This window comes from Sphingomonas endophytica, assembly GCF_001476895.1.
In the GTDB taxonomy this organism is placed as follows: Bacteria; Pseudomonadota; Alphaproteobacteria; order Sphingomonadales; family Sphingomonadaceae; genus Sphingomonas; species Sphingomonas endophytica_A.
Window position 1 is genome coordinate 1 of the sequence record NZ_LDTB01000006.1, and the last position, 20,819, is coordinate 20,819.

Annotated in this window: 24 protein-coding genes; 17 read left to right on the plus strand and 7 right to left on the minus strand. The window is 68.1% G+C overall.

From position 1 onward, the window contains the following. Positions 1–91 precede the first annotated feature (91 nt). On the minus strand, positions 92–967 hold the full coding sequence (locus tag NS334_RS01970) for an outer membrane protein (protein WP_058754308.1): 876 nt from the start codon (positions 965–967) through the stop codon (positions 92–94). Between the two features lie 151 nt (positions 968–1,118). Between NS334_RS01970 and parE the strand changes: the two genes are divergently transcribed. The 7 genes from parE (at position 1,119) to queE (ending at position 8,653) form a co-directional block, all read left to right on the plus strand. Further along, on the plus strand, positions 1,119–3,095 hold the full coding sequence (parE, locus tag NS334_RS01975; RefSeq protein ID WP_058754309.1) for a DNA topoisomerase IV subunit B: 1,977 nt from the start codon (positions 1,119–1,121) through the stop codon (positions 3,093–3,095). Further along, positions 3,092–3,724 (plus strand): YoaK family protein, encoded by a 633-nt coding sequence (locus tag NS334_RS01980; RefSeq protein WP_058754310.1) that lies wholly within the window; start codon positions 3,092–3,094, stop codon positions 3,722–3,724. Before parE ends, NS334_RS01980 begins: the two co-directional genes overlap by 4 nt. Before the next feature lie 91 nt (positions 3,725–3,815). Further along, positions 3,816–5,018, plus strand: a complete 1,203-nt coding sequence (locus tag NS334_RS01985; RefSeq protein WP_428835029.1) for an aspartate aminotransferase family protein — start codon at positions 3,816–3,818, stop codon at positions 5,016–5,018. A 40-nt stretch (positions 5,019–5,058) separates the two neighbouring features. Beyond that, positions 5,059–5,976 (plus strand): ornithine carbamoyltransferase, encoded by a 918-nt coding sequence (argF, locus tag NS334_RS01990; RefSeq protein WP_058754312.1) that lies wholly within the window; start codon positions 5,059–5,061, stop codon positions 5,974–5,976. A 190-nt stretch (positions 5,977–6,166) separates the two neighbouring features. After that, positions 6,167–7,084 carry an Hsp33 family molecular chaperone HslO gene (locus tag NS334_RS01995; protein WP_058754313.1) on the plus strand — a complete coding sequence of 306 codons (918 nt, stop codon included), beginning with the start codon at positions 6,167–6,169 and terminating at the stop codon, positions 7,082–7,084. 227 nt (positions 7,085–7,311) lie between these two features. Further along, on the plus strand, positions 7,312–8,010 hold the full coding sequence (gene queC / locus NS334_RS02000) for a 7-cyano-7-deazaguanine synthase QueC (protein WP_058754314.1): 699 nt from the start codon (positions 7,312–7,314) through the stop codon (positions 8,008–8,010). Positions 8,011–8,020: 10 nt separating this feature from the next. Then, positions 8,021–8,653, plus strand: a complete 633-nt coding sequence (gene queE, locus NS334_RS02005) for a 7-carboxy-7-deazaguanine synthase (RefSeq protein WP_058754315.1) — start codon at positions 8,021–8,023, stop codon at positions 8,651–8,653. A gap of 42 nt (positions 8,654–8,695) precedes the next feature. Here queE and NS334_RS02010 read toward each other — a convergent pair whose 3' ends face one another. From NS334_RS02010 to lipB, 3 genes are all read right to left on the minus strand, one after another. Then, positions 8,696–9,385: a hypothetical protein gene (locus NS334_RS02010; protein WP_058754316.1), complete on the minus strand. Its 690-nt coding sequence runs from the start codon at positions 9,383–9,385 to the stop codon at positions 8,696–8,698. A gap of 226 nt (positions 9,386–9,611) precedes the next feature. Next, positions 9,612–9,869 carry a hypothetical protein gene (locus NS334_RS02015; RefSeq protein WP_058754317.1) on the minus strand — a complete coding sequence of 86 codons (258 nt, stop codon included), beginning with the start codon at positions 9,867–9,869 and terminating at the stop codon, positions 9,612–9,614. A gap of 92 nt (positions 9,870–9,961) precedes the next feature. Beyond that, positions 9,962–10,642, minus strand: coding sequence for a lipoyl(octanoyl) transferase LipB (gene lipB, locus NS334_RS02020; RefSeq protein ID WP_058754318.1), 681 nt, complete (start codon positions 10,640–10,642; stop codon positions 9,962–9,964). Between the two features lie 116 nt (positions 10,643–10,758). Here lipB and NS334_RS02025 point away from each other — a divergent pair, with 116 nt between their 5' ends. Together NS334_RS02025 and NS334_RS02030 are read left to right on the plus strand one after the other, a co-directional pair. Beyond that, positions 10,759–11,580: a hypothetical protein gene (locus NS334_RS02025; RefSeq protein WP_058754319.1), complete on the plus strand. Its 822-nt coding sequence runs from the start codon at positions 10,759–10,761 to the stop codon at positions 11,578–11,580. Beyond that, a complete protein-coding gene (locus tag NS334_RS02030) occupies positions 11,577–12,323 on the plus strand; it encodes a hypothetical protein (RefSeq protein WP_058754320.1) in 747 nt (248 codons plus the stop codon). The genes NS334_RS02025 and NS334_RS02030 overlap by 4 nt, the downstream gene beginning before the upstream one ends. Here NS334_RS02030 and NS334_RS02035 read toward each other — a convergent pair. Next, positions 12,293–12,901 carry a GNAT family N-acetyltransferase gene (locus tag NS334_RS02035; protein WP_058754321.1) on the minus strand — a complete coding sequence of 203 codons (609 nt, stop codon included), beginning with the start codon at positions 12,899–12,901 and terminating at the stop codon, positions 12,293–12,295. The genes NS334_RS02030 and NS334_RS02035 overlap by 31 nt on opposite strands. Next, positions 12,892–13,734 carry an oxygen-dependent coproporphyrinogen oxidase gene (gene hemF, locus NS334_RS02040; RefSeq protein WP_058754322.1) on the minus strand — a complete coding sequence of 281 codons (843 nt, stop codon included), beginning with the start codon at positions 13,732–13,734 and terminating at the stop codon, positions 12,892–12,894. Before hemF ends, NS334_RS02035 begins: the two co-directional genes overlap by 10 nt. Positions 13,735–13,801: 67 nt before the next feature. Here hemF and NS334_RS02045 point away from each other — a divergent pair, with 67 nt between their 5' ends. After that, positions 13,802–14,569, plus strand: a complete 768-nt coding sequence (locus NS334_RS02045) for an AcvB/VirJ family lysyl-phosphatidylglycerol hydrolase (protein WP_153002555.1) — start codon at positions 13,802–13,804, stop codon at positions 14,567–14,569. Here NS334_RS02045 and NS334_RS02050 read toward each other — a convergent pair. After that, on the minus strand, positions 14,505–14,978 hold the full coding sequence (locus NS334_RS02050) for a tRNA (cytidine(34)-2'-O)-methyltransferase (RefSeq protein WP_058754323.1): 474 nt from the start codon (positions 14,976–14,978) through the stop codon (positions 14,505–14,507). The two genes, NS334_RS02045 and NS334_RS02050, sit on opposite strands and share 65 nt — an antisense overlap. 176 nt (positions 14,979–15,154) lie before the next feature. Here NS334_RS02050 and petA point away from each other — a divergent pair, with 176 nt between their 5' ends. The 7 genes from petA (at position 15,155) to scpB (ending at position 20,811) form a co-directional block, all read left to right on the plus strand. Next, on the plus strand, positions 15,155–15,733 hold the full coding sequence (gene petA / locus NS334_RS02055) for a ubiquinol-cytochrome c reductase iron-sulfur subunit (protein WP_428835030.1): 579 nt from the start codon (positions 15,155–15,157) through the stop codon (positions 15,731–15,733). A 14-nt stretch (positions 15,734–15,747) separates the two neighbouring features. Then, a complete protein-coding gene (locus NS334_RS02060) occupies positions 15,748–17,034 on the plus strand; it encodes a cytochrome b (RefSeq protein ID WP_058754324.1) in 1,287 nt (428 codons plus the stop codon). A 31-nt stretch (positions 17,035–17,065) separates the two neighbouring features. Beyond that, positions 17,066–17,908 (plus strand): cytochrome c1, encoded by an 843-nt coding sequence (locus NS334_RS02065; protein ID WP_058754325.1) that lies wholly within the window; start codon positions 17,066–17,068, stop codon positions 17,906–17,908. Between the two features lie 124 nt (positions 17,909–18,032). Then, positions 18,033–18,563 carry an adenine phosphoribosyltransferase gene (locus NS334_RS02070; protein ID WP_058754326.1) on the plus strand — a complete coding sequence of 177 codons (531 nt, stop codon included), beginning with the start codon at positions 18,033–18,035 and terminating at the stop codon, positions 18,561–18,563. Positions 18,564–18,854: 291 nt separating this feature from the next. Then, the gene (locus tag NS334_RS18500; protein ID WP_193752975.1) at positions 18,855–19,409 is read left to right on the plus strand and encodes a peptidase; all 555 of its coding nucleotides are present in this window, start codon (positions 18,855–18,857) and stop codon (positions 19,407–19,409) included. A gap of 92 nt (positions 19,410–19,501) precedes the next feature. Next, positions 19,502–20,245, plus strand: a complete 744-nt coding sequence (locus NS334_RS02080; protein WP_058754327.1) for a segregation and condensation protein A — start codon at positions 19,502–19,504, stop codon at positions 20,243–20,245. Then, positions 20,242–20,811 (plus strand): SMC-Scp complex subunit ScpB, encoded by a 570-nt coding sequence (scpB, locus tag NS334_RS02085; protein ID WP_058754328.1) that lies wholly within the window; start codon positions 20,242–20,244, stop codon positions 20,809–20,811. The genes NS334_RS02080 and scpB overlap by 4 nt, the downstream gene beginning before the upstream one ends. Positions 20,812–20,819: the final 8 nt, after the last annotated feature.

A 20,819-nucleotide genomic window follows, 5' to 3' on the forward strand; every position in this document is an offset into this window, starting at 1 on the left:
GCCGCGGCAAAGCCGCGTCGTCAGACGGCGCTTCGCCCCGCTGACCGGGTTTGGGCGGCCTGCGTCATAATGGCGCAGGCCGCTCGTCGCCTCAGAACCGGAACGCCGCCGTCGCCCGCAGGCTGTGCCAGCGGAACTGCTCGTCCGACCGCCGGAAGTCGGTCCCGTTCACCGTCCCGCCGTTCGTCGCATTGGTGAAGGGCGTGCCCGCCGGCCCGGCCGCGCGGACGCGGAAGTCGTTATCGCGATACTGGTGATAGACATATTCCATGCCGATCGAGAAATTGTCCCCGATCCGCTGTTCGATGCCGCCGCCGCCCTGGAAACCGAACTGGTTGCGCTTGCCGCTCTGGGTGAAGGAGTTGGTGCTCTGGCTCGACGAGAAGTCGCGATCGATCCGCGCATAGGACGGCCCGAACGTGCCGTAGAACAGCGTCGAATCGTTGGGCGTATAGCCCGCCCGCGCGCGCACCGCGGCTTCCCAGTCGATCTCGCGGGTCATCACGTAATTGGCAGGGGTGGAGGAGAAGCCGGTCACGCTGTCGGTGATGTTGGTCTTCCCGAACTCGCCGACCACGCCGTACACGATCCGACCGACCTGCGTGTCGAACCCGACGCGCGCATTGTACGACCAGCCGTCCTTGTCGTTGCGGCAGCCCGGGCCGCCGTTCTGCGGTCCCTGCGCGCCTTGTGCCTCGCCGTTGCAGAAGCCGGGTGCGAAGGCGTTGGCACCGGCGCCGGTCAGGACGCTGTCGCCGAAGCGCCCGTCGAGATTGCGGTCGAACAAGATCGTCGAGCCGCCATCGTTCGGCTGCACGTCATAGCCGCCGGACGCGCCGACATAGATGCCCGAAAAGCCGCGCGAGACGCCCGGATCGCGGTTCGGATTGTCCTGAGCGCCCATGTCCTGCGCCGCAGCCGGGACCGCCACCAGCAACGTCGCCGCCGCGAGAAGATACGCCTTCATCCACTCAACTCCCTGAGATTTCACGCTCGGGCAACGGCGGTGACATGGGTTATGTTGCGTGACGAAGCATTGCCGTGGCGCCATGTGGCCATGCTGCCACGACGAACGGTGTCGGTGGCGCCAGCGCCCGCGCCGCCGTATAGATGCGGCCATGTCCGATCTCTTCGCGTCCGCCACTGCCGCCCCCGCCAATTACGATGCGTCGTCGATCGAGGTGCTGGAGGGGCTGGAGCCGGTGCGGCGGCGTCCGGGCATGTATGTCGGCGGCACCGACGAGCGCGCGATGCATCACCTTGCCGCCGAAGTGCTCGACAATGCGATGGACGAGGCGGTGGCGGGCCATGCGACCCGGATCGAAGTGACGCTGGATGTCGGCAACCGCCTGACGATCGTCGACAACGGGCGCGGGATGCCCGTCGATCCGCACCCGAAGTTCCCGGACAAATCGGCGCTGGAGGTCATCCTCTCGATGCTCCACTCGGGCGGCAAGTTTTCCGGCAAGGCCTATGCGACCTCGGGCGGTCTGCACGGCGTCGGCGTGTCGGTCGTCAACGCGCTGTCGAGCGACACGACCGTCGAGGTGGCGCGCGACCGGCAGTTATACCGCCAGCGCTTTTCGCGCGGGCAGACGCTGGGGCCGCTGGAAAATGTCGGCGCGGCGTCGAACCGGCGCGGCACGACCGTCAGCTTCGTGCCCGATACCGAAATCTTCGGCCCCGAATTGCTCTTCAAGCCGGCGCGCCTCTACAAGCTGGCACGGTCGAAGGCGTATCTGTTCGCGGGCGTCGAGATCCGCTGGAAGTGCGCGCCGGCGCTCATCACCGATGATACGCCTGCCGAGGCGGTATTCCAGTTCCCGGGCGGCCTGTCCGATCATTTGAAGGAGCAGATCGCCGGCCGCGAATGCGCGACCGCCGATTTCTTCGCCGGGCAGCAGGAGTTCCCGGATCATCAGGGCAAGGTGGAATGGGCGGTTGCCTGGCCGCTGTGGAGCGAGGGCAGCTACAGCTGGTATTGCAACACCATCCCGACCCCCGATGGCGGCACGCACGAGCAGGGCTTGCGACAGGCGCTGGTGCGCGGGCTTCGCCAGTTCGGCGATCTGGTCGGCAACAAGCGCGCGAAGGAACTGACCGCCGACGACGTGATGGTCGGCAGCGAACTGATGCTGTCGGTCTTCATTCGCGAGCCGCAATTCCAGTCGCAGACCAAGGACCGGCTGACCTCGCCCGAAGCGGCGGGGCTGGTCGAGAAGGCGATGCGCGACCATTTCGACCATTGGCTCGGCCACAACATGGATCGGGGCAAGGCGCTGCTCGGCTATGTGCTGGAGCGGATGGACGAGCGGTTGCGGCGCAAGGCCGAGCGCGACGTGAAGCGCAAGACCGCGACGTCCGCGCGCAAGCTGCGCCTCCCCGGCAAGCTGACCGATTGCGCCGCCGACAGCCCGGACGGCACCGAATTGTTCATCGTCGAGGGCGATTCGGCGGGCGGCTCCGCGAAACAGGCGCGCGATCGCAAGACGCAGGCGATCCTGCCGATCCGCGGCAAGATCCTGAACGTCGCTTCCGCGACCAGCGCCAAGATCCTCGCCAATCAGGAGATCGCCGACCTGATCCAGGCGCTCGGCTGCGGCACGCGCAAGGACTGCCGCCCCGAACAGCTCCGCTACGAACGCATCGTCATCATGACCGACGCCGATGTCGATGGCGCCCATATCGCGACTTTGCTGATGACGTTCTTCTTCCAGGAGATGCCCGATCTGGTCCGACAGGGGCATCTCTATCTCGCGCAGCCGCCGCTCTATCGCCTGACGGCGGGCACCAAGAGCCTCTACGCCCGCGACGATGCGCACCGCGCCGAACTGGAGCGCACCGCGTTCCGGGGCAAGAAGGTGGAGGTCGGGCGCTTCAAGGGACTGGGCGAGATGAACCCGTCGCAACTGCGCGAGACGACGATGGACCCCGCGAAACGCAGCATGATCCGCATCACCCTGCCGCAGGAATATGAGGAGCGCGCCGGCGTCAAGGATCTGGTCGATCGCCTGATGGGCACCAACCCCGCCCATCGCTTCGCCTTCATCCAGGAGAATGCCGCCCGGCTGGACGAGGAAGCGATCGACGCATGAGGTATCATCCCTCCCGCGACTGGTGGCTGGCGGTCGGACTGGCGACGCTGGCGGGGTATGTCGATGCGATCGGCTTCCTGCATCTCAGCGGCTTCTTCGTGTCGTTCATGAGCGGGAATACCACGCAACTGGCGGTCGGGGTCGCCCGTCGCTCGGGCGCGGCGACGACGGCCGGCGGGCTGGTGCTGGGGTTCGTCGCCGGGGTGGTGCTGGGCGAGGTGCTGGGGCGTGCGAGCGGCACGTGGCGGCGGCCGGTGGTGATCGCGGCGAGCGCGGCGCTGCTGGCGCTGGCGACCGTGGTGCCGATGCCCGCGCCGGGGGTGGCGGTGCTTGCCGGCGCGATGGGTGCGCTGAATGCGGTGTTCCTCCGCGATGGCGAGGTGAGCATCGGCGTCACCTATATCACCGGCACGCTGGTGAAGTTCGGGCAGCATCTGGCGGCGGTGCTGATCGGGGACGAGCCGTTCGCATCGTGCGTGCCCTATCTGCTGCTCTGGGTCGGGCTGGTCGGCGGCGGGGTGATCGGGGCGGGCACCTTTGCCGCCGGGCCGGTCGCCGCGCTCTGGTATGCGGCGGTCGCGGCGGGCGGGTTGGCCATGGTGTCGATCGCGGTGCGCGATCCGCGCTGACGCGGTGTTGTTCGCGCGCCTGTTTGCCTCTACAAGGCCCGGCGAGGGCGGTCCGTGTCGGGCCGCCCGCTTTCGTTGAGGAGAAGACCCCGTGTCGCCTGACGCATCCATTCCGCCGTTGATGCCCGTCTACCCGCGGTGTGGCGTGCGACCGGTGCGAGGGGAGGGCGTCTATCTCTACGGCGAGGACGGCCAGCAATATCTGGACTTCGCCAGCGGCATCGCGGTCAACGCGCTCGGCCACGGCCATCCGGCGCTCACGAAGGCGATCACCGAGCAGGCCGCGACGCTGATGCACGTCAGCAACCTGTACGGCAGCCCGCAGGGCGAGCATTTCGCGCAGCGGCTGGTCGACCACACCTTCGCCGACACGGTGTTCTTCACCAATTCGGGTGCCGAGGCGGTGGAATGCGCGATCAAGACCGCGCGCCGCTATCATTTCGCCAACGGCAACCCGGAGCGGACCGACCTCATCACCTTCGACACCGCCTTCCACGGGCGGACGCTGGGGACGATCTCGGCCACCAACCAGCCGAAGATGCGCGACGGGTTCGAGCCGCTGCTGCCGGGCTTCAAATACGCGCAGTTCAACGACCTCGACGGTGCGCTGGCGCTGATCGACGGTAACACCGCCGGTTTCCTGGTCGAGCCGATCCAGGGCGAGGGCGGTATCCGCCCGGCGAGCGAAGAGTTCCTGCGCGGTCTGCGCAAGGCGTGCGACGAGCACGGCCTGCTGCTGGTCCTCGACGAGGTGCAGGCGGGCTATGGCCGCACCGGCAAGTTCTTCGCGCATGAACTCTACGGCATCACGCCCGACATCATGGCGGCGGCCAAGGGCATCGGCGGCGGTTTCCCTCTCGGCGCGTGCCTCGCCACCGCCGAGGCGGCGAAGGGCATGGTGTTCGGCACGCACGGCTCCACGTACGGCGGCAACCCGCTGGCGATGGCGGCCGGCGAAGCGGTGCTCGACGTCATCCTGGGCGACGGCTTCCTTGATCACGTCACGCAGATGGGCGCGCGGCTGCGGTCGTCGCTGGAGCAGTTGATCCCGAACCACGACACGCTGTTCGATTCGGTGCGCGGGCACGGGCTGATGCTCGGCCTGAAGCTGAAGAGCGACAGCCGCCGCTTCGTCGCGCACTGCCGGGATCATCACGGGCTGCTGCTGGTCGCGGCCGGCGAGAACGTCGTTCGCATCCTGCCGCCGCTGGTGATCGACGAAAGCCATATCGCCGAATGCGTCGAGAAGCTGAGCGAAGCGGCGCGGGTGTACGTGCCGGTCGCCGACGATTGATGGCCTGAACCCCGTCGTCGAACGGGGAAGGGGGAACAAGATGCGCCACTTTCTGAATCTTACCGACGCCGGGCCGGACTCGATCGCCGCGATGCTCGACGATGCGCTGACCCGCAAGCGGGCGCGCGCCGGCTGGACGAAGGGGCGCGTCGATGCCGACGCGCCGCTGGCGGGCCATGTGCTGGCGATGATCTTCGAGAAGAACTCGACCCGCACCCGCGTCAGCTTCGACATGGCCATCCGCCAGCTCGGCGGTCAGTCGATCGTGATGGAGGCCGGACAGATGCAGCTCGGTCGCGGCGAAACCGTCGCCGACACCGCGCGCGTCCTCTCGGGCTATGTCGATGCGATCATGATCCGCACCGACGATCACGCCAAGGTCGAGGAGATGGCGCAGTACGCGACCGTCCCCGTCATCAACGGCCTGACCGACGCGTCGCATCCGTGCCAGATCATGGCCGACCTGCTAACGATCATCGAAAGCGGCAAGGCGCTGCCCGGGCTCAAGGTCGCATGGCTGGGCGACGGCAACAATGTCCTGGCCTCGATCGTCGAGGCGGCGGCGCTGATGCGCTTCGATGTCGTCGCCGCCTGTCCGCAGGGTTTTCAGCCCGAGGAAGAAGCGATCGTCCGCGCCAATGGCCGCGCGCGCGTCGTCTCCGACCCACGCGAGGCGGTGGAGGGCGCGGACATCATCGTCACCGACACCTGGATCTCGATGGGGCAGGCCCATGCCGAGACCAAGCTGGCGGCGATGATGCCCTATCAGGTCGATGCCGCGCTGATCGCGATGGCGAAGCCCGATGCGAAGTTCCTCCACTGCCTGCCCGCGCATCGCGGTGAGGAAGTGACGCCGGAGGTCATCGACGGCCCGCAGTCGCTGATCTGGGCGGAGGCGGAGAACCGGCTCCACGCGCAGAAATCGATCCTGCGCTGGTGCCTCGGCCAGATCGGTTGATCGCGGCGGCCGCCGTTACCAGATAAGGGGCGTTGCCGCTCGGTCGGGCGGCCCCCAACCCCTCCGTCATCCCGGCGCAGGCCGGGATCCATATCTCCGGGGACACGGAGGCCGCCGTAGTCGCGGCGCGTTGGATCCCGGCACGCGCCGGGATGACGGCAGCGGCTGGGCGATCGTTGCACGAGGAATTATGAGCGAAACCCCCGATCTCGCCACCCCCGATCTGGATCGCGCGCTCGGCTTCACCATTCCCGGTCGCCACGCGCGCGGTCGTGTGGTGCGGCTGGGGCCGACGCTCGACGCGATCCTGTCCGCACATGCTTATCCCCCCGCGATCGAAAAGCTGCTGGCCGAGGCGTTGACGCTGACCGCGCTGATCGGCGCGACGCTGAAGGATCCCGCCGGCCAGCTCACCATGCAGACGCAGACGCAGGACGGCATCGTGACCTTGCTGGTCTGCGACTGGCGCGGCGGCGAGGTGCGCGGCTACGTCCAGTTCGATTCGGAGAAGCTCGCCGCCGGCCCCGCCGATCCGACGCTGTTCGCGTTGTTCGGGCCGGGCTATCTCGCGATCACCTTCGACCTCGCCAGCACCGGCGAGCGATATCAGGGCATCGTGCCGCTCGACGGCGATACCCTCGCCGAGGCGGCGCAAAGCTACTTCTACCAGTCCGAGCAGATTCCGACGCTGGTGCGGGTCGGCCTGCAAAAGGCGGCGGACGGCACATGCGTCGCCGGCGGGCTGCTGCTCCAGCATCTGCCTGAGGGGGAGGAGGGGCGCGAACGGCTGCATACCAAGCTCGATCATCCCGAGTGGGAGCATGTCGAGGCGCTGGGCCGGACGATCGCGGTCGAGGAACTCGCCGACGCCACGCTGCCGTTCGAGACGCTCATCTGGCGGCTGTTCAACGAGGAAAGCGAGGTGCGCGTGCTGGAGGGGCAGGGCGTCACGCGCGGCTGCCGCTGCACGCTGGAGCATATCCGCTCCGTGCTGGCGCGCTTCCCCTTGGAACAGCGGCTGGAGATGGCCGATGCGGACGGCGTGATCGCGGTCGACTGCGCCTTCTGCTCGACGGTGTTCCCGATGAAGGCCGACGAACTGGCGTAATCGTCCCCCCGCCGCGTCGAACAGGAACGACCGGCGTTTCTGCCTAACTCTTCATTAACCTTTATCTCCCATAAGGAAGCCATGCTGTTTCGGCGGCATGCTCTCTCCCCCGCCCGGACGACGGGCATCCTGCGGGTCGCCGAATACGGCGACCCGTTCTTTTTTGGTCCTGTCGCGCATCGACGGCGGTTGCACTCCGCAGGGGCAGGGCCTAGCTCGCCCGCATCATGACCAGTCCTACTCCTGCGGTCGCGCTCGTTTCGGGCGGGCTCGACTCCCTGGTTTCCGCCGCTCTTGCGCGTGAGGCCGGGCATCCGCTGCTGGCGCTGTCGATCGACTATAATCAGCGGCATCAGGTCGAACTGGCGGCGGCGCGCCGCATCGCGCGCGCGCTCGGCGCGGTCCGGCACGTCGTCCTGCCGATCGACCTGTCGGCGTTCGGCGGTTCGGCGCTGACCGACGAATCGATCGCGGTGCCCAAGGAAGGCGTCGGCGACGCGATCCCCGTCACCTATGTGCCGGCACGCAACACGATCTTTCTCAGCCTCGCCTTGGGCTGGGCGGAGGCGGCCGGTGCGCGCGACGTGTTTCTGGGCGTCAATGCGCTCGATTATTCGGGCTATCCCGACTGCCGCCCGGAGTTCATTTCGGCGTTCGAACATCTGGCCGAACTGGCGACCAAGGCGGGCGTCGAAGGCGCGCCGTTCCGGTTTCACGCGCCGCTTCAGCACATGACCAAGGCGGATATCGTGCGTGAGGGCGCACGGCTGGGGCTGGACATGGGGATGAGCTGGTCATGCTACGATCCCGCGCCGGGCGCGAAGCATTGCGGCCTGTGCGACAGCTGCCGGTTGCGTCACAAGGGATTCGAGGAAGCGGGAATCGCGGACCCGACCGATTATGCGGTGATCCCGCCGCTGTCATGAGCCGCGCGTCGTGAGCTACGCCGTCAAGGAAATGTTCCTGACCCTTCAGGGGGAAGGTGTGCAGGCCGGTCGGCGCGCGGTGTTCGTGCGCTTCGCCGGCTGCAACCTGTGGTCGGGGCGCGAGCAGGACCGCGCAGCCGCCGTCTGCCGCTTCTGCGACACCGATTTCGTCGGGACGGACGGGCTGGGCGGTGGCAAGTTCGCCGACGCGGCGGCGCTGGTCGCCGCGGTGGAGGGCTTTTGGGGCGGGGGGGACGCGCGACGCTTCGTGGTGCTGACCGGCGGTGAGCCGATGCTCCAGATCGACGACGCGCTGGTCGATGCCCTGCACGGCGCCGGGTTCGAGATCGCGATCGAGAGCAACGGCACGCTCGCGGTGCATCCCGGCATCGACTGGGTGTGCATCAGTCCCAAGGCCGGCAGCGAGACGGTGCAGCGGCGCGGCGACGAATTGAAGCTGGTGTGGCCGCAGGCCGGCAGCGATATCGAGGCGATCGAGCGCTGGGACTTCGCGCACTTCCTTCTCCAGCCGCTCGACGACGCGAAGGGGCAGGAGAATGTCGCGGCGGCGATGGCCGTGGTGATGGAGCGGCCGCGCTGGCGCCTGTCGCTTCAGACCCACAAGCTGCTCGGCCTGCGCTGATCGCGGGCGGGGGCGTCCGGCCGGGCGCCCCCGTCGGCCGGATCAGCGCGCCGCGTAGGTGACGGCTCCGAACGGCTCGCCGCACTTCTTCACGACGAACGCGTCCTTCTTCCAGCACGCCTTGTCGAAACGCGGCAGGAACGCCGGCGGCAGGCGGACCTCCCAGCGCGGGAATTGCTGCTCGCCCCATGGGGTCAGGCTGTTGCGGACTTCGCGCATCCGGCCGAGCGCGATCTCGCCGAACGAGCCGCGCGGTGCATACAGCGCATCGCGCCCGATGCTCGACGTGGTGGTGCAAAAACCATATTGCGCCGCCACGGTCGCAAATCCCGAATAGGTGCGCGTGCCGAACTGGTCGAGCGCGTTCTGCCCGTCCTTTTTGGTCTTGGCGACCCGCTCGAAATACTTGCCGAGCATCGCATAGGAGCTGGCCAGCTCCTGCTTGTGATCTGCCAGAATGGCGTTGTAATTCTGCACGGTCAGCAGCGACGGCTCGAACTGGCATTGCAGCGCTGCGACGTTCAGCGCGGCCCGCATGTTCCACACCATCGCCGCGCGCAGTTCCTCGGGCGTCGCGCCGGGCAGCATCTGGCCGATCCCGGGTTCGTCGCCCCGCACACGCTCCCCGCGCAGATCCTTGCTCTTGAAAAAGAATTGTGCCGTGGCGGGCGTCGCGATCAGCACACCCGCCGCCAGCGCCGCCACGGCACCGGCGATCCCCACCTTTTGCATTCCGAACACTCCTCGCGCGCGGCCGCGACCGCATGACTGTCTTTACGGCAAATCATCAGCCGGGCCCAAGCGCAATCTGCCGCGTATCGGATTCGGTTCGGCGCAAATCAGTTGCCTCGGCGCATAGTTGTTCGGGTGGCGTAACGGTCGTTACGGCGTGCGGATCAAAAGAAAGGCCGCCCGGTTGCCCGGACGGCCCTTCGGATACAATCGCCGGTGCGGCAGATTACATCGCGTTCGACATGCCGCCCATGTTCGACATCATCATGTCGTTGCCCATGGTGTCGTTGGCCATCGCGCCGCCGTTCATCGCGCCGTCGACGGCGGTCATGTTGTCGGTCATGGTGTCCATGCCCTCGGTGGCGTTCATGTCGGTGACCATGGTGTTGTCGACGTTCTCGGTCTTCGAGCCGCAAGCCGAAACCGCGAGGGCGGCGGCCGCGAGCGCCGAACCGGTCAGAACCTTGGTGATGACTGCACGCATGAAATTGCTCCCTAGACTGTGGATTTGGCGACCGACCGGCCGTTTTTTTGTTCCCAAACCGACGTGGACATTAATCGTAGATGACCGGCCCCTCAAGTCTCGTTTTCGCCAGCACAAATCAGGCTTTGGAGGAAGGCCTCGGCGGTGAACGCCAGAGCCGCGTCGAAAGTTGCAGTGTCGTGAACCATGCCCAGCGCCGCGGCGCTGGTCACCGGAAACTCGGCCAGTCCGCACGGGACGATCCCGGTGAAGTGCAGGAGATCGGGAGAAAGATTGACCGAGAAGCCGTGCAGCGTCACCCAGCGGCGGACACGGATGCCGATCGCGCCGATCTTCGCCTCCGCACCGCTCGCATCGTGGGTCCAGATGCCGATCCGCCCTTCGGCGCGAAACGCCGTGATCCCCAGTCGCGCCAGCGCGGCGATCACCCAGCCCTCCACCGCATGGACGAAGCAGCGCACGTCGCGTCCGCGCCGGTTCAGGTCGAGCACCAGATAGCCGACGCGCTGGCCCGGCCCGTGATAGGTATAGCGTCCTCCGCGCCCGGCCGGCACGACCGGGAAGCGCGGATCGACCAGCTCGCGCGGGTCGGCGCTCGTGCCGGCGGTGTAGACGGGCGGATGTTCCAGCAGCCAGATCAGCTCGCGCGCGGTGCCGGCCGCGACCGCTGCGGCGCGCGCCTCCATCTCGGCCAGCGCGACCTGATAGTCGGTCAGCCCCGGCGATACCCGCCACTCGATCCCGTCCGGTCCGGGGGCGGGCTGTTCGATCATGTGTTCCACGTCGCGACAGATGCGGTGGCGCTCGCGGCTTGGCAAGCGGCGCGGCCATTGCCAGTGGCAGGCGCACCGCCTAGGCCGCAGGCATCACGAGCGCGAACCGAGAGGCGATGATGGTCAGGATCGGCGATATCTGGGATCGGACGGTGGACGTCCTGCGCGGACGCGCCGGTATCCTCGCCACGATCGCCGCGCTCACCATCGTCCTGCCGGCCGTCGTCGGCACGGCGGTGCGGCTGCTGGTCGCGACCCGCGACCCGTGGCTGGTGCTGGTGCCGGCCGTGTCGCTGGCGAGCGTCGTCCTGATGATCCTCGGCGTTCTGGCGATGACCGCCGTGGCCAGCGATCCGGCGGTCGATCGCGCCGGCGCGTTCAGGATCGCCGTCCAGCGGCTGCTGCCGGCGCTCGGGATCGTCGTGGCGCTGATGGTGATCGCGGGCGTGCTGTTGACGCCGGCGGTCGTGCTGATGGCGCTGGCGGGGGTCAGCGTGAACAAGGCCGGCGGTGTGGTGGTGCCGGCGGTCGGCACCGGGCTGACCGCGGCGGCGGCACTCGCGTTCCTGGCCACGGTCGCGCTGGGATTGTGGGTGAGCGCGCGGATCGTGCCGCTGTTCGGCATCGTCGTGAACGAACGGTGCGGACTGGGGGCGTTGCGCCGCAGCTTCGCGCTGTCGCGTGGCGCGACGCTGCGGCTGATCGGCGTGCTGCTCCTCTATGTCGTCGTGGCATTCGTCGTCGCGCTTGCCGCCACATCGGTGGTCGGCGTTGTCGCGGGACTGACGCTGGGGCGGGAGTCCGTGGTCGCGGCGCTGATCATCGCGACGGTCAGCGCGATCGTCTCGGCGCTGACCACGGTCGTGCAGTCGGTGTTCTACGCCCGCTTCTACGTCGCGGCGGTGGAGCGCGAGCAACGGATGGCGCCGCTGGTATGACGATCGGGTTCGCGGGACTTCTGTCGGTGGCGTGGCGGCTGTTGCGGCGCGATGCCGCGCTGCTGTTGCCGATCGTCGGGACGTTCGTCTTCCTGCCAGGCTTCGCGGCATTGTTGCTGTGCGATCCCGTGCCCCCGCTGCCCCCGTCGCCGCGCGACGAGATCGTGATGGAGGCGTGGATGCAGGCGGTGACGATCTGGGGACAGGGCAACGGGGTCTGGTTCCTGCTGGCCGAGCTGGTCGCCGCCTTCGGGCTGGCGGCGATCGCGCTGCTGCTGCTCGATCCGGATCGGGTGACGGTCGGACAGGCGCTGGGACAGGCGATGGTGCGGCTGGTCGCCTTCGTCATGGCATCGGTCGCGATCGCGGTGCCGGTCGCGATGGGGCTGTGGCTGCTGGTGCTGCCGGGGCTGTACCTTCAGGCGCGGCTGATCGTCGCGGTGCCCGCCATGGCGCGGCATCCGGCGCTGCGCCCGCTGGCCGCGCTGCGACTGAGCTGGAAGATGACGAAGGGGCTGGACCGCGCGCTGACCGGTGCGCTGGTCGCGCTGTTCCTCGCGCAATGGATGGCGGTGTCGCCGCTGCTGCTGGCGGACGAGGCGTTGCGCCTGCCCGCCAGTGCCAATCCGCTCGCGCTCGCGCTCGTGGATGCGCTGATCGCGGGGATCGGCGCAGCTTATGCGCTTTCGACGCTGCTGCTCGGCGTCGTCGCCTACCGGGTGCGCGCCAGCAAGGGGACGTGAGGCGCCGCGTCGGCGGGCAGCAGGCCGGTCACGCGCGGATCGACGAACGTCTCGACGGTGCGCCCGGTGGGGACGAAACCCTGCGCGCGATAGAAGCCCAGCGCGCGGGGATGGTCGAGGGTGCAGGTGTGAAGCCACACCCGCGTCACCCCGGCGCGCCACGCCAGCATCAATGCCTGCGCCATCAGCCAGCGTCCCAGGCCGCGTCCGGCCAGTTCGGGTATCAGCGCGAAATAGCCGATCTCGCACGCGCCATCGGTGCGCAGGTCGAGTTCCAGCATGCCCACCTCGATGCCGGCGCGATCCAGCACCGCATAGACCTCGACACGCGGATCATGGATGATCGCGGTGAGCGCGGCATCGTCCATCACCAGTCGCGAGAACCACAGCCACGGCGCCCCGACCCGCCGGAACAGCGCCCGGTACTTGTCCAGCGCGGGACCATCCCAGCGCACCAGCCGCAACGGCGCATCCGGTAAAGCGCGGGCACGCGGCCGCTCGGTCATCTCCAGCGTGGTGACGATCGTCGCGACCTGATCGTCGGGAACGCGCGTCAGTCCGCCGGCCGTCACTCCCATGTCGCCACCGGCGGCAGGCTCATCAGGATCGCGTCGATGTTCCCGCCGGTCTTCAGGCCGAACAGCGTCCCGCGATCGTAGACGAGGTTGAACTCGGCGTAGCGCCCCCGCCACGCGCGCTGCTGCGCGACATCCGCATCGGTGAACGGCATCGCCATGCGCCGCCGCACGATCCGGGGGTAGACGTCCAGGAACGCGCGCCCGACATCCTGCGTGAACGCGAAACTGGCGGCGAAATCGCCCTCCAGATGGTCATAGAAGATGCCGCCCACGCCGCGATGGACCTGTCGGTGCGGGATGTAGAAATACTCGTCCGCCCACTTCTTGAATCGCGGATAATGATCCGGGTCGTGGGCGTCGCACGCACGCCGCAGCGTGGCGTGAAAATCCTCGGTATCCTCGGCGATCGGCAATGGCGGGTTCAGGTCCGCGCCGCCGCCGAACCAGCGCCGGGTCGTGACCAGGAAGCGCGTGTTCATGTGCACGGCCGGAACATGCGGATTCGCCATGTGCGCGACCAGGCTGATCCCGGTCGCGAAGAAGCGGGGATCCTCGCCCGCGCCGTGGATGGTCCGCGCGAAATCGCCCTCGAAGGTGCCGCCGACGGTCGAGACGTTGACGCCGACCTTCTCGAACACACGCCCCTTCATCACGCCGCGCACGCCGCCGCCGCCCGGCGATCCGCCCGGATCGGTGCGATCCCAGGGGACATAGTCGAATCGCGCGTCGGATCCCGCCTCGCGCTCGATCGCCTCGAACTCGGCGCAGATCCGGTCGCGCAATTCCTCGAACCACTGACGGGCGGCGGCCTGTTCGGTATCCAGCGTTATCATGGTGGCGGTTCCTAGCCCGTCGCGCGCCGCTGGCCAAGGCGGGGGCGGACTGGCACAGATCGGGGCCATGAGTGCGAAATCCTTCTGGCGGGGCATCCGCGTCTCGCTCGTCAGTTCGGCGTTCGTCTGCGCCGCGGTCGGCGCGGCGGGCTATTTCGATCGCGATCCCGTCCACGTCTATCCCGCGCGGTCACCGGCAAGGCCGATCGCGGTCGTCAACATCTCGGGCGACATGGGCCTGCGCTTCCTGATGGGCGCATCGACCTCGCGCGGATTGACCGAGCATCACATCCCGGTCGTCGGCATCTCGACCCCGGCGGTGTTCCGCACGAAGCGGACGCGGGCCGAGGTCGACGCCTTCATGGCGCAGGCGGTGCGCACCGCGATCGCGCGTACCGGGCGCGACCGGATCGTGGTGATGGGGCAGTCCTATGGCGCGGACATCGTCCAGACCGGGCTGGCGAACCTGCCCGCCGAGCTCCGGCGGCACGTCGCCGCGATCGTCCTCGTGCTGCCCGGCGACAGCGTGTACTTCCGCGCCGACCCGACCGGCTGGGCCTATCACGGCACCCCCGACAGCGTGGCGAAGGATACCGCGGACACGCTCACCTGGGCACCGCTGACCTGCATCCAGGGGGCGGAGGAGGACGACAGCCTGTGCCCGCAACTCCGCGTGCCGGGCGCGACCGTGATCGCGATGCCGGGCGGGCACAATATCCATCACGACGAGGCGGGGTTGCTCCGCCATGTCCTGACCGCGATCGCCAAGGTCACGCCGAAGGATGCGGGGGCGGATCAGTCGGCCACCCGTCCGTCTGCCGCAGTGCCTCGCTGACCAGCATCGCGCCGGCCACCGCGACGTTGAGCGAGCGCATCGCCGGCCGCATCGGCACCCGCACGCGCAGGTCGGCGCGATCATGGACGTGATCGGGAACGCCCGCGCCCTCGCTGCCGAGCAGCAGCACGTCGCCCCGCTCGAACCGCGCCTCGGGCAGCGGCACCGCGCCCTTGGTGGTGGCGAGCACGATCCGGCCCGTCACTCCGGACAGGAACGCGTCCCAGTCGACGTGGCGGCGCACCTCGACATGGCCGGCATAGTCCATGCCCGATCGGGCGAGCGCGCGGTCGCTCCACGCGAATCCCATCGGCTCGATCAGGTCGATGCCGACATTCAGGCACGCGCCGAGCCGGAGCAGCGTGCCGACATTGCCCGCAATGTCGGGCTGGAAGAGCGCGATCCGCATGGCGGCGTCCTCTACGCCCGCAAAATGCTGTTGGCAAAGCGGCGGAGGCATGGCTATCAGGGCCGGAAAGGTCGCCGTGGGGACGGGCAGGCCGCTGGCGGGGAGCATCTGTGTCGCACGCGGCATCGGCCCACCCGCCGGACAGACGAACGGGCAGAGGTTGAACGCGAATGGCGATGGCAGAGCAGGAAATCCCCTTGGGTGAAGATCCCGCGCCTTACCATGAGGAGGCGCACGATCCGCGCCGCCGCGACTTCATCAATATCGCCGCGGTGTCCTTTGCCGGTGTCGGCGCGGTCGCGATCGTCCTGCCGCTCATCAACCAGATGAACCCCTCCGCCGACGTGCTGGCGCTGTCGACGACCGAGATCGACATTTCGAAGATCGCACCCGGCCAGGCGATCAAGGCCAGCTTCCGCAAGCAGCCGCTGTTCGTCCGCAATCTGACGCCGAAGGAAATCGCCGAGGCCGATGCGGTGCCGCTCGGCGACCTGCGCGATCCGCAGACGCTGGAGGAGCGCACGAAGGCCGGCAAGAAGAACTGGCTGATCACGCTGGGCGTCTGCACCCACCTCGGCTGCGTGCCGCTGGGCGCGGGCGAAGGCGAGAACAAGGGACCGTTCGGCGGCTACTTCTGCCCGTGCCACGGCTCGGCCTATGACACCGCGGCCCGCATCCGGCAGGGACCGGCGCCAAAGAACCTGACGGTGCCCGATTACACGTTCAATTCCGACACCGTCGTGACGGTCGGCTGAGGGGAGATAGAGAAATGAGCTTTCCCTGGGCCAAGCATTACGAGCCGAAGCAGCCGCTGATGCGGTGGATGGACGAGAAGCTGCCGCTGCCGCGGCTCGTCTACAACGCGATCGGCGCGGGCTATCCGGTGCCGCGCAACCTCAACTATTTCTGGAACTTCGGCGTGCTCGCCGGGCTGGCGCTGGTCGTCCAGATCGTGACGGGCGTGGTGCTGGCGATGCATTATGCCGCCAATGCCGGGGTCGCCTTCGGCTCGGTCGAGAGCATCATGCGCGACGTCAACGCGGGCTGGTTCCTGCGCTATGCGCATGCCAACGGCGCGTCGATGTTCCTCGCGGTCGTCTACATCCACATCGGGCGCGGGCTTTATTACGGGTCGTACAAGGCACCGCGCGAAATGGTGTGGCTGCTGGGTGTCGTGATCTTCCTGCTGATGATGGCGACCGCGTTCATGGGCTATGTCCTGCCATGGGGGCAGATGAGCTTCTGGGGTGCGCAGGTCATCACCGGCTTCTTCTCGGCGATCCCGCTGGTCGGCGAGACGATCCGCGTGTGGCTGCTGGGCGGGTTCGCGCCGGACAATGCCGCGCTGAACCGCTTCTTCTCGCTCCACTATCTGCTGCCGTTCGTGATCGCGGGCGTCATCATCCTGCACATCTGGGCGCTGCACATTCCGGGGTCGAACAATCCGACCGGCGTCGACGTGAAGGGTGAGCAGGACACGGTGCCGTTCCACCCCTATTACACCGCGAAGGACGGCGTCGGCGTCGGCGCGTTCTTCCTGGTGTTCGCGTTCTTCGTGTTCTTCTCGCCCAATCTGCTGGGCCACCCGGACAATTACATCGAGGCGAACCCGCTCTCGACGCCCGCGCATATCGTGCCGGAATGGTACTTCCTGCCGTTCTACGCGATCCTGAAGAGCTTCACCGCCGACTTCATCCTGCCGGCCAAGCTGTGGGGCGTGCTGGCGATGTTCGGCTCGATCCTGCTGCTGTTCTTCCTGCCGTGGCTCGATTCCTCGCCGGTCCGCTCGGCCAATTACCGCCCGACCTATCGCTGGTTCCTGGCGGTGCTGCTGATCGACGTGCTCGTGCTGGGCTATGTCGGCGGGGCGGAGGCGACCGCGCGTAACGTGATGATGGGGCAGATCGCGGCGGGTTATTATTTCGCGCACTTCCTCATCATCCTGCCGCTGGTGTCGGCGGCCGAGCGTCCGCGCCCGCTGCCGAACTCGATCACCGAGGCGGTGCTGGCCAAGCACGGCGGCACCAGCCCCGCGCAGACCGCGATGGCGAGCTGAGAACAGAGACGAAGAGGGGATTCGACAGGTCATGGTTCGTCTCATTTCACTGCTGGTCGGTGCGGGGTTCGTCTTCGTGCTCGCGCTGGCGCTGTTCTTCACCGCCAAGGATGCGATCCAGAACCCGGCACCGCACACTGCGGAACATGCCTTCCACCAGCATCCCGAAAACATTCACCTGTCCTCGGCGGGCTTCTTCGGGAAGTTCGATCGCGAGCAGGTGCAGCGCGGGTTCCAGGTGTACAAGGAGGTCTGCGCCGCCTGTCACTCGCTGAAGTACGTCGCCTTCCGCGACCTGCAGAAGATCGGCTATTCGGAGGCCGAGGTGAAGGCGATCGCCAACCAGTGGGTGATCGAACAGCCGAGCGTCAATCCGGAGACGGGTGAAGTGGCGACGCGCAAGAACCTGCCGTCGGATCACTTCCCGTCGCCGTTCGCCAACGAGGTCGCCGCGCGCGCCGCGAACAACAATGCGCTGCCGCCCGACCTGTCGCTGATGACCAAGGCGCGCGAGGACGGCTCGAACTACGTCCATGCGCTGCTGATGGGGTACCGCGACCAGCCGGCCGAGCTGCTGCGCGAGTTCCCGGATGCGAAGACGCCGGACGGGCTGCACTACAATCCCTATTTCGCGAACCTCAATATCGCGATGCCGCCGCCGATCACGTCGGACGGACAGGTGACGTACACGGACGGGACGAAGGCGACGAAGGACCAGATGGCGCGCGACGTCGCCGCCTTCCTGACCTGGACCGCAGAGCCCAATCTGGAAGCGCGTCACGCGGCGGGTGTCGCGGCGATCATCTTCCTGCTGATCTTCGTGTATCTGACCTGGGGCGCGTATCAGAACGTCTGGCGCAACGTGAAGCACTGACCCGGGGGGCCGGGCGGTGCGTCGGCGCCGCGCGGACTCGCCATGTCCGACGACGTGGCCTTACGCATGACGAAGCGGCGACCGGGCACTCCCCCGGTCGCCGTTTTCGTGTAGGTCAGCCGGCATGAACGACGATCTCAAGGCGCTGATCCGCACCATTCCCGACTTCCCCAAGCCGGGTATCCAGTTTCGCGACATCACGACATTGCTGCTGTCGCCGACCGGGCTGGCGACGACCATCGAGCGGATGGCGGCGGCGGTCGACGGGCCGGTCGATCTGGTCGCCGGGGTCGAGGCGCGCGGCTTCCTGTTCGCCGCCGCGCTGGCGGTACCGCTGAACGCGGGCGTGCTGCTGATCCGCAAGGACGGCAAGCTGCCCGGCGCCACGATCGCCGAGGATTATGCCCTGGAATATGGGCAGGATCGGATCGCGATCCACGCCGACGCCTGCGCGCCCGGCGCGCGCGTGCTGCTGGTCGACGATCTGATCGCGACCGGCGGCACGGCGCGGGCGGCGGTACGGCTGTTGCGGAAGGCGGGCGCCAGCGTCACCCAGGCACAGTTCGTGGTCGATCTGCCCGACCTGGGCGGCGCCGACCTGCTGCGCGGCGAGGGGCTGTCGGTATCGTCGCTGGTGGCCTTCCCGGGGCATTAGGATCGACAACCCGCGGCGCCGACGCCGAGATGTTCGCGCAGAGGCGCAGAGGCGCAGAGGCGCAGAGGGGCGGAGGTAGACGGAGCGCGGCGACGCCCGCTTTTCGGACGCGACCGAAACAGGCACTGCCGCCATCGCGGCGATCGCACCATCTCTGCGTCTCCGCGTCCCTGCGCGAGAAAACATCGCTCGCGCTCGCTCGCGCTCGCCCGGAACCTCGCCCCCATGACGACGTTCGTCATGGATCAGCGGCGCGTACCGCCGCTTCCTTCCGTGTCCGGGAGACTTTCCATGTTCGTTCATCGCATGACGCTGGCCGCGCTGTTGGGCGGCCTGTTGCTCGGCACGTCGGCGTGCACCGGCGGCTATGGCTATAGCGGCGTGTCGGTCGGGGCCGGCAGCGGCTTCTACGACGATCCCTATTATGCCGCCGGCTACGCGCCCGGCTATTATGGCTGGTACGACAATTATTATTATCCGGGCACCGGTGCCTATGTGTACGACCGCTATCGCCGCGCCTATCCGTGGAACGACGGTCAGCGGCGCTACTGGCAGCAACGCCGCAACGGCTATGCCGACCGCGACGTGCGCGCGAACTGGCGCGACTTCGGCCGCGACGTCCGGCGCGAGCGGCGTGACTATCGTGGCGACATCCGCGTGGATCGTCAGGCGTTGCGTGACGGGCGGATCACGCGCGAGCAGTTCCGGGCGGAGCGACGCGACGCGCGCCGGGAGTATCGGCAGGACGTCCGCCGCGACTATCGCGACCTGCGTCGTGCGAACCGCGCGCAGGGGGCCCGGACCCCGCGCCCGGACGGCGCCTTCCGCCCGCGTCCCCGTCGCTGAAGGCGCGGTCCGCCTCTGGCCGCGCCGGCCGGTCTGTGTCACACCGGCTCCATGTACCGCGCCAGTGCCTCCGATCGTCGTATCGCCGCGCGATGAGCGAGCCGCCCGAACAACTGACGCTGGCGCTCGACGGCTGGGAAGGGCCGCTCGACCTGTTGCTGTCGCTGGCGCGCGCGCAGAAGGTCGACTTGCGCGAGATCTCGATCCTCCAACTGGTCGAGCAATATCTCGACTATGTCGAACAGGCGCGACGGCTCCGGCTCGAACTGGCGGCCGATTATCTGGTGATGGCGGCATGGCTGGCCTATCTGAAATCGGCCCTGCTGCTGCCGCGAGCGACGCAGGAGGTGGGCGACACCGATCCCGACGAACTCGCGTTGCGCCTGCAATTGCGGCTCGAGCGGCTGGATGCGATGCGCGACGCGGGTGCCCGCCTGATGGCGCGGGACCGGGTCGGTCGCGACGTGTTCCGACGCGGCGCTCCGGAGGGGTTGCAGGTGGTGCGCAGGTCGTTCTGGGATGTGGAATATTACGATCTGCTCGCCGCCTACGGCAGGGTCAGCGCGCGGTCGCGGCCCGTGCTGCATGTCGTGCGCGAGCGCGAGGTCATGACGCTGGAGGCGGCGCTGGCGCGGGTCGCCGGGTTGGTGGGCAGCGCGATCGACTGGCGCGATATCCAGGCCTTCCTGCCCGACGTGACCAGCGCGGCATTGCGCCGCTCCGCGCTGGCGTCCAGCTTTCTCGCGGCGCTCGAACTCGCGCGGCAGGGGCGTGTGGAGCTGCATCAGGAACGTTCCTTCGCGCCGCTCTATCTGCGACGGCCGGCAACGGGATGAGCGACGCGTTCGATCGCGCCGTGGAGGCCGTGGTCTTCGCCTCGCCGGAGCCGCTGACCGTGGAGGCGATACGCGCACACGCCGGGGAGGGCGACGTGCGCGGTGCGCTGGCGCGGCTGGTGACGCGGTATCGCGGGCGTGGGATCGAACTGGTCGAGCGCGGCGGGCGCTGGCATTTCCAGACCGCCGCCGATCTGGCGCATCTGCTGCGGCGCGGCCGCGACGAAATCCGCAAGCTCAGCCGCGCGGGGATCGAGACGCTGGCGATCATCGCCTATCACGAGCCGGTCACGCGTGCCGAGATCGAGGCGATCCGCGGCGTGCAGACCGCGCGCGGGACGCTCGACGTGCTGATGGAGGCGGGCTGGGTGCGACCGGCCGGGCGGCGCGAGGTGCCGGGCCGCCCGCTGACATTTGCGACGACCCCCGAATTTCTGTCACATTTCGGGCTCAATAGCCGGCGCGACCTTCCCGGGATCGACGACCTGCGTGCCGCGGGCCTGCTCGATCCGGTCGATCTGGCCTTCGACCAACTCGCGGTGGAAAACCTCGGCGAGGAAGACTAGATACCGTT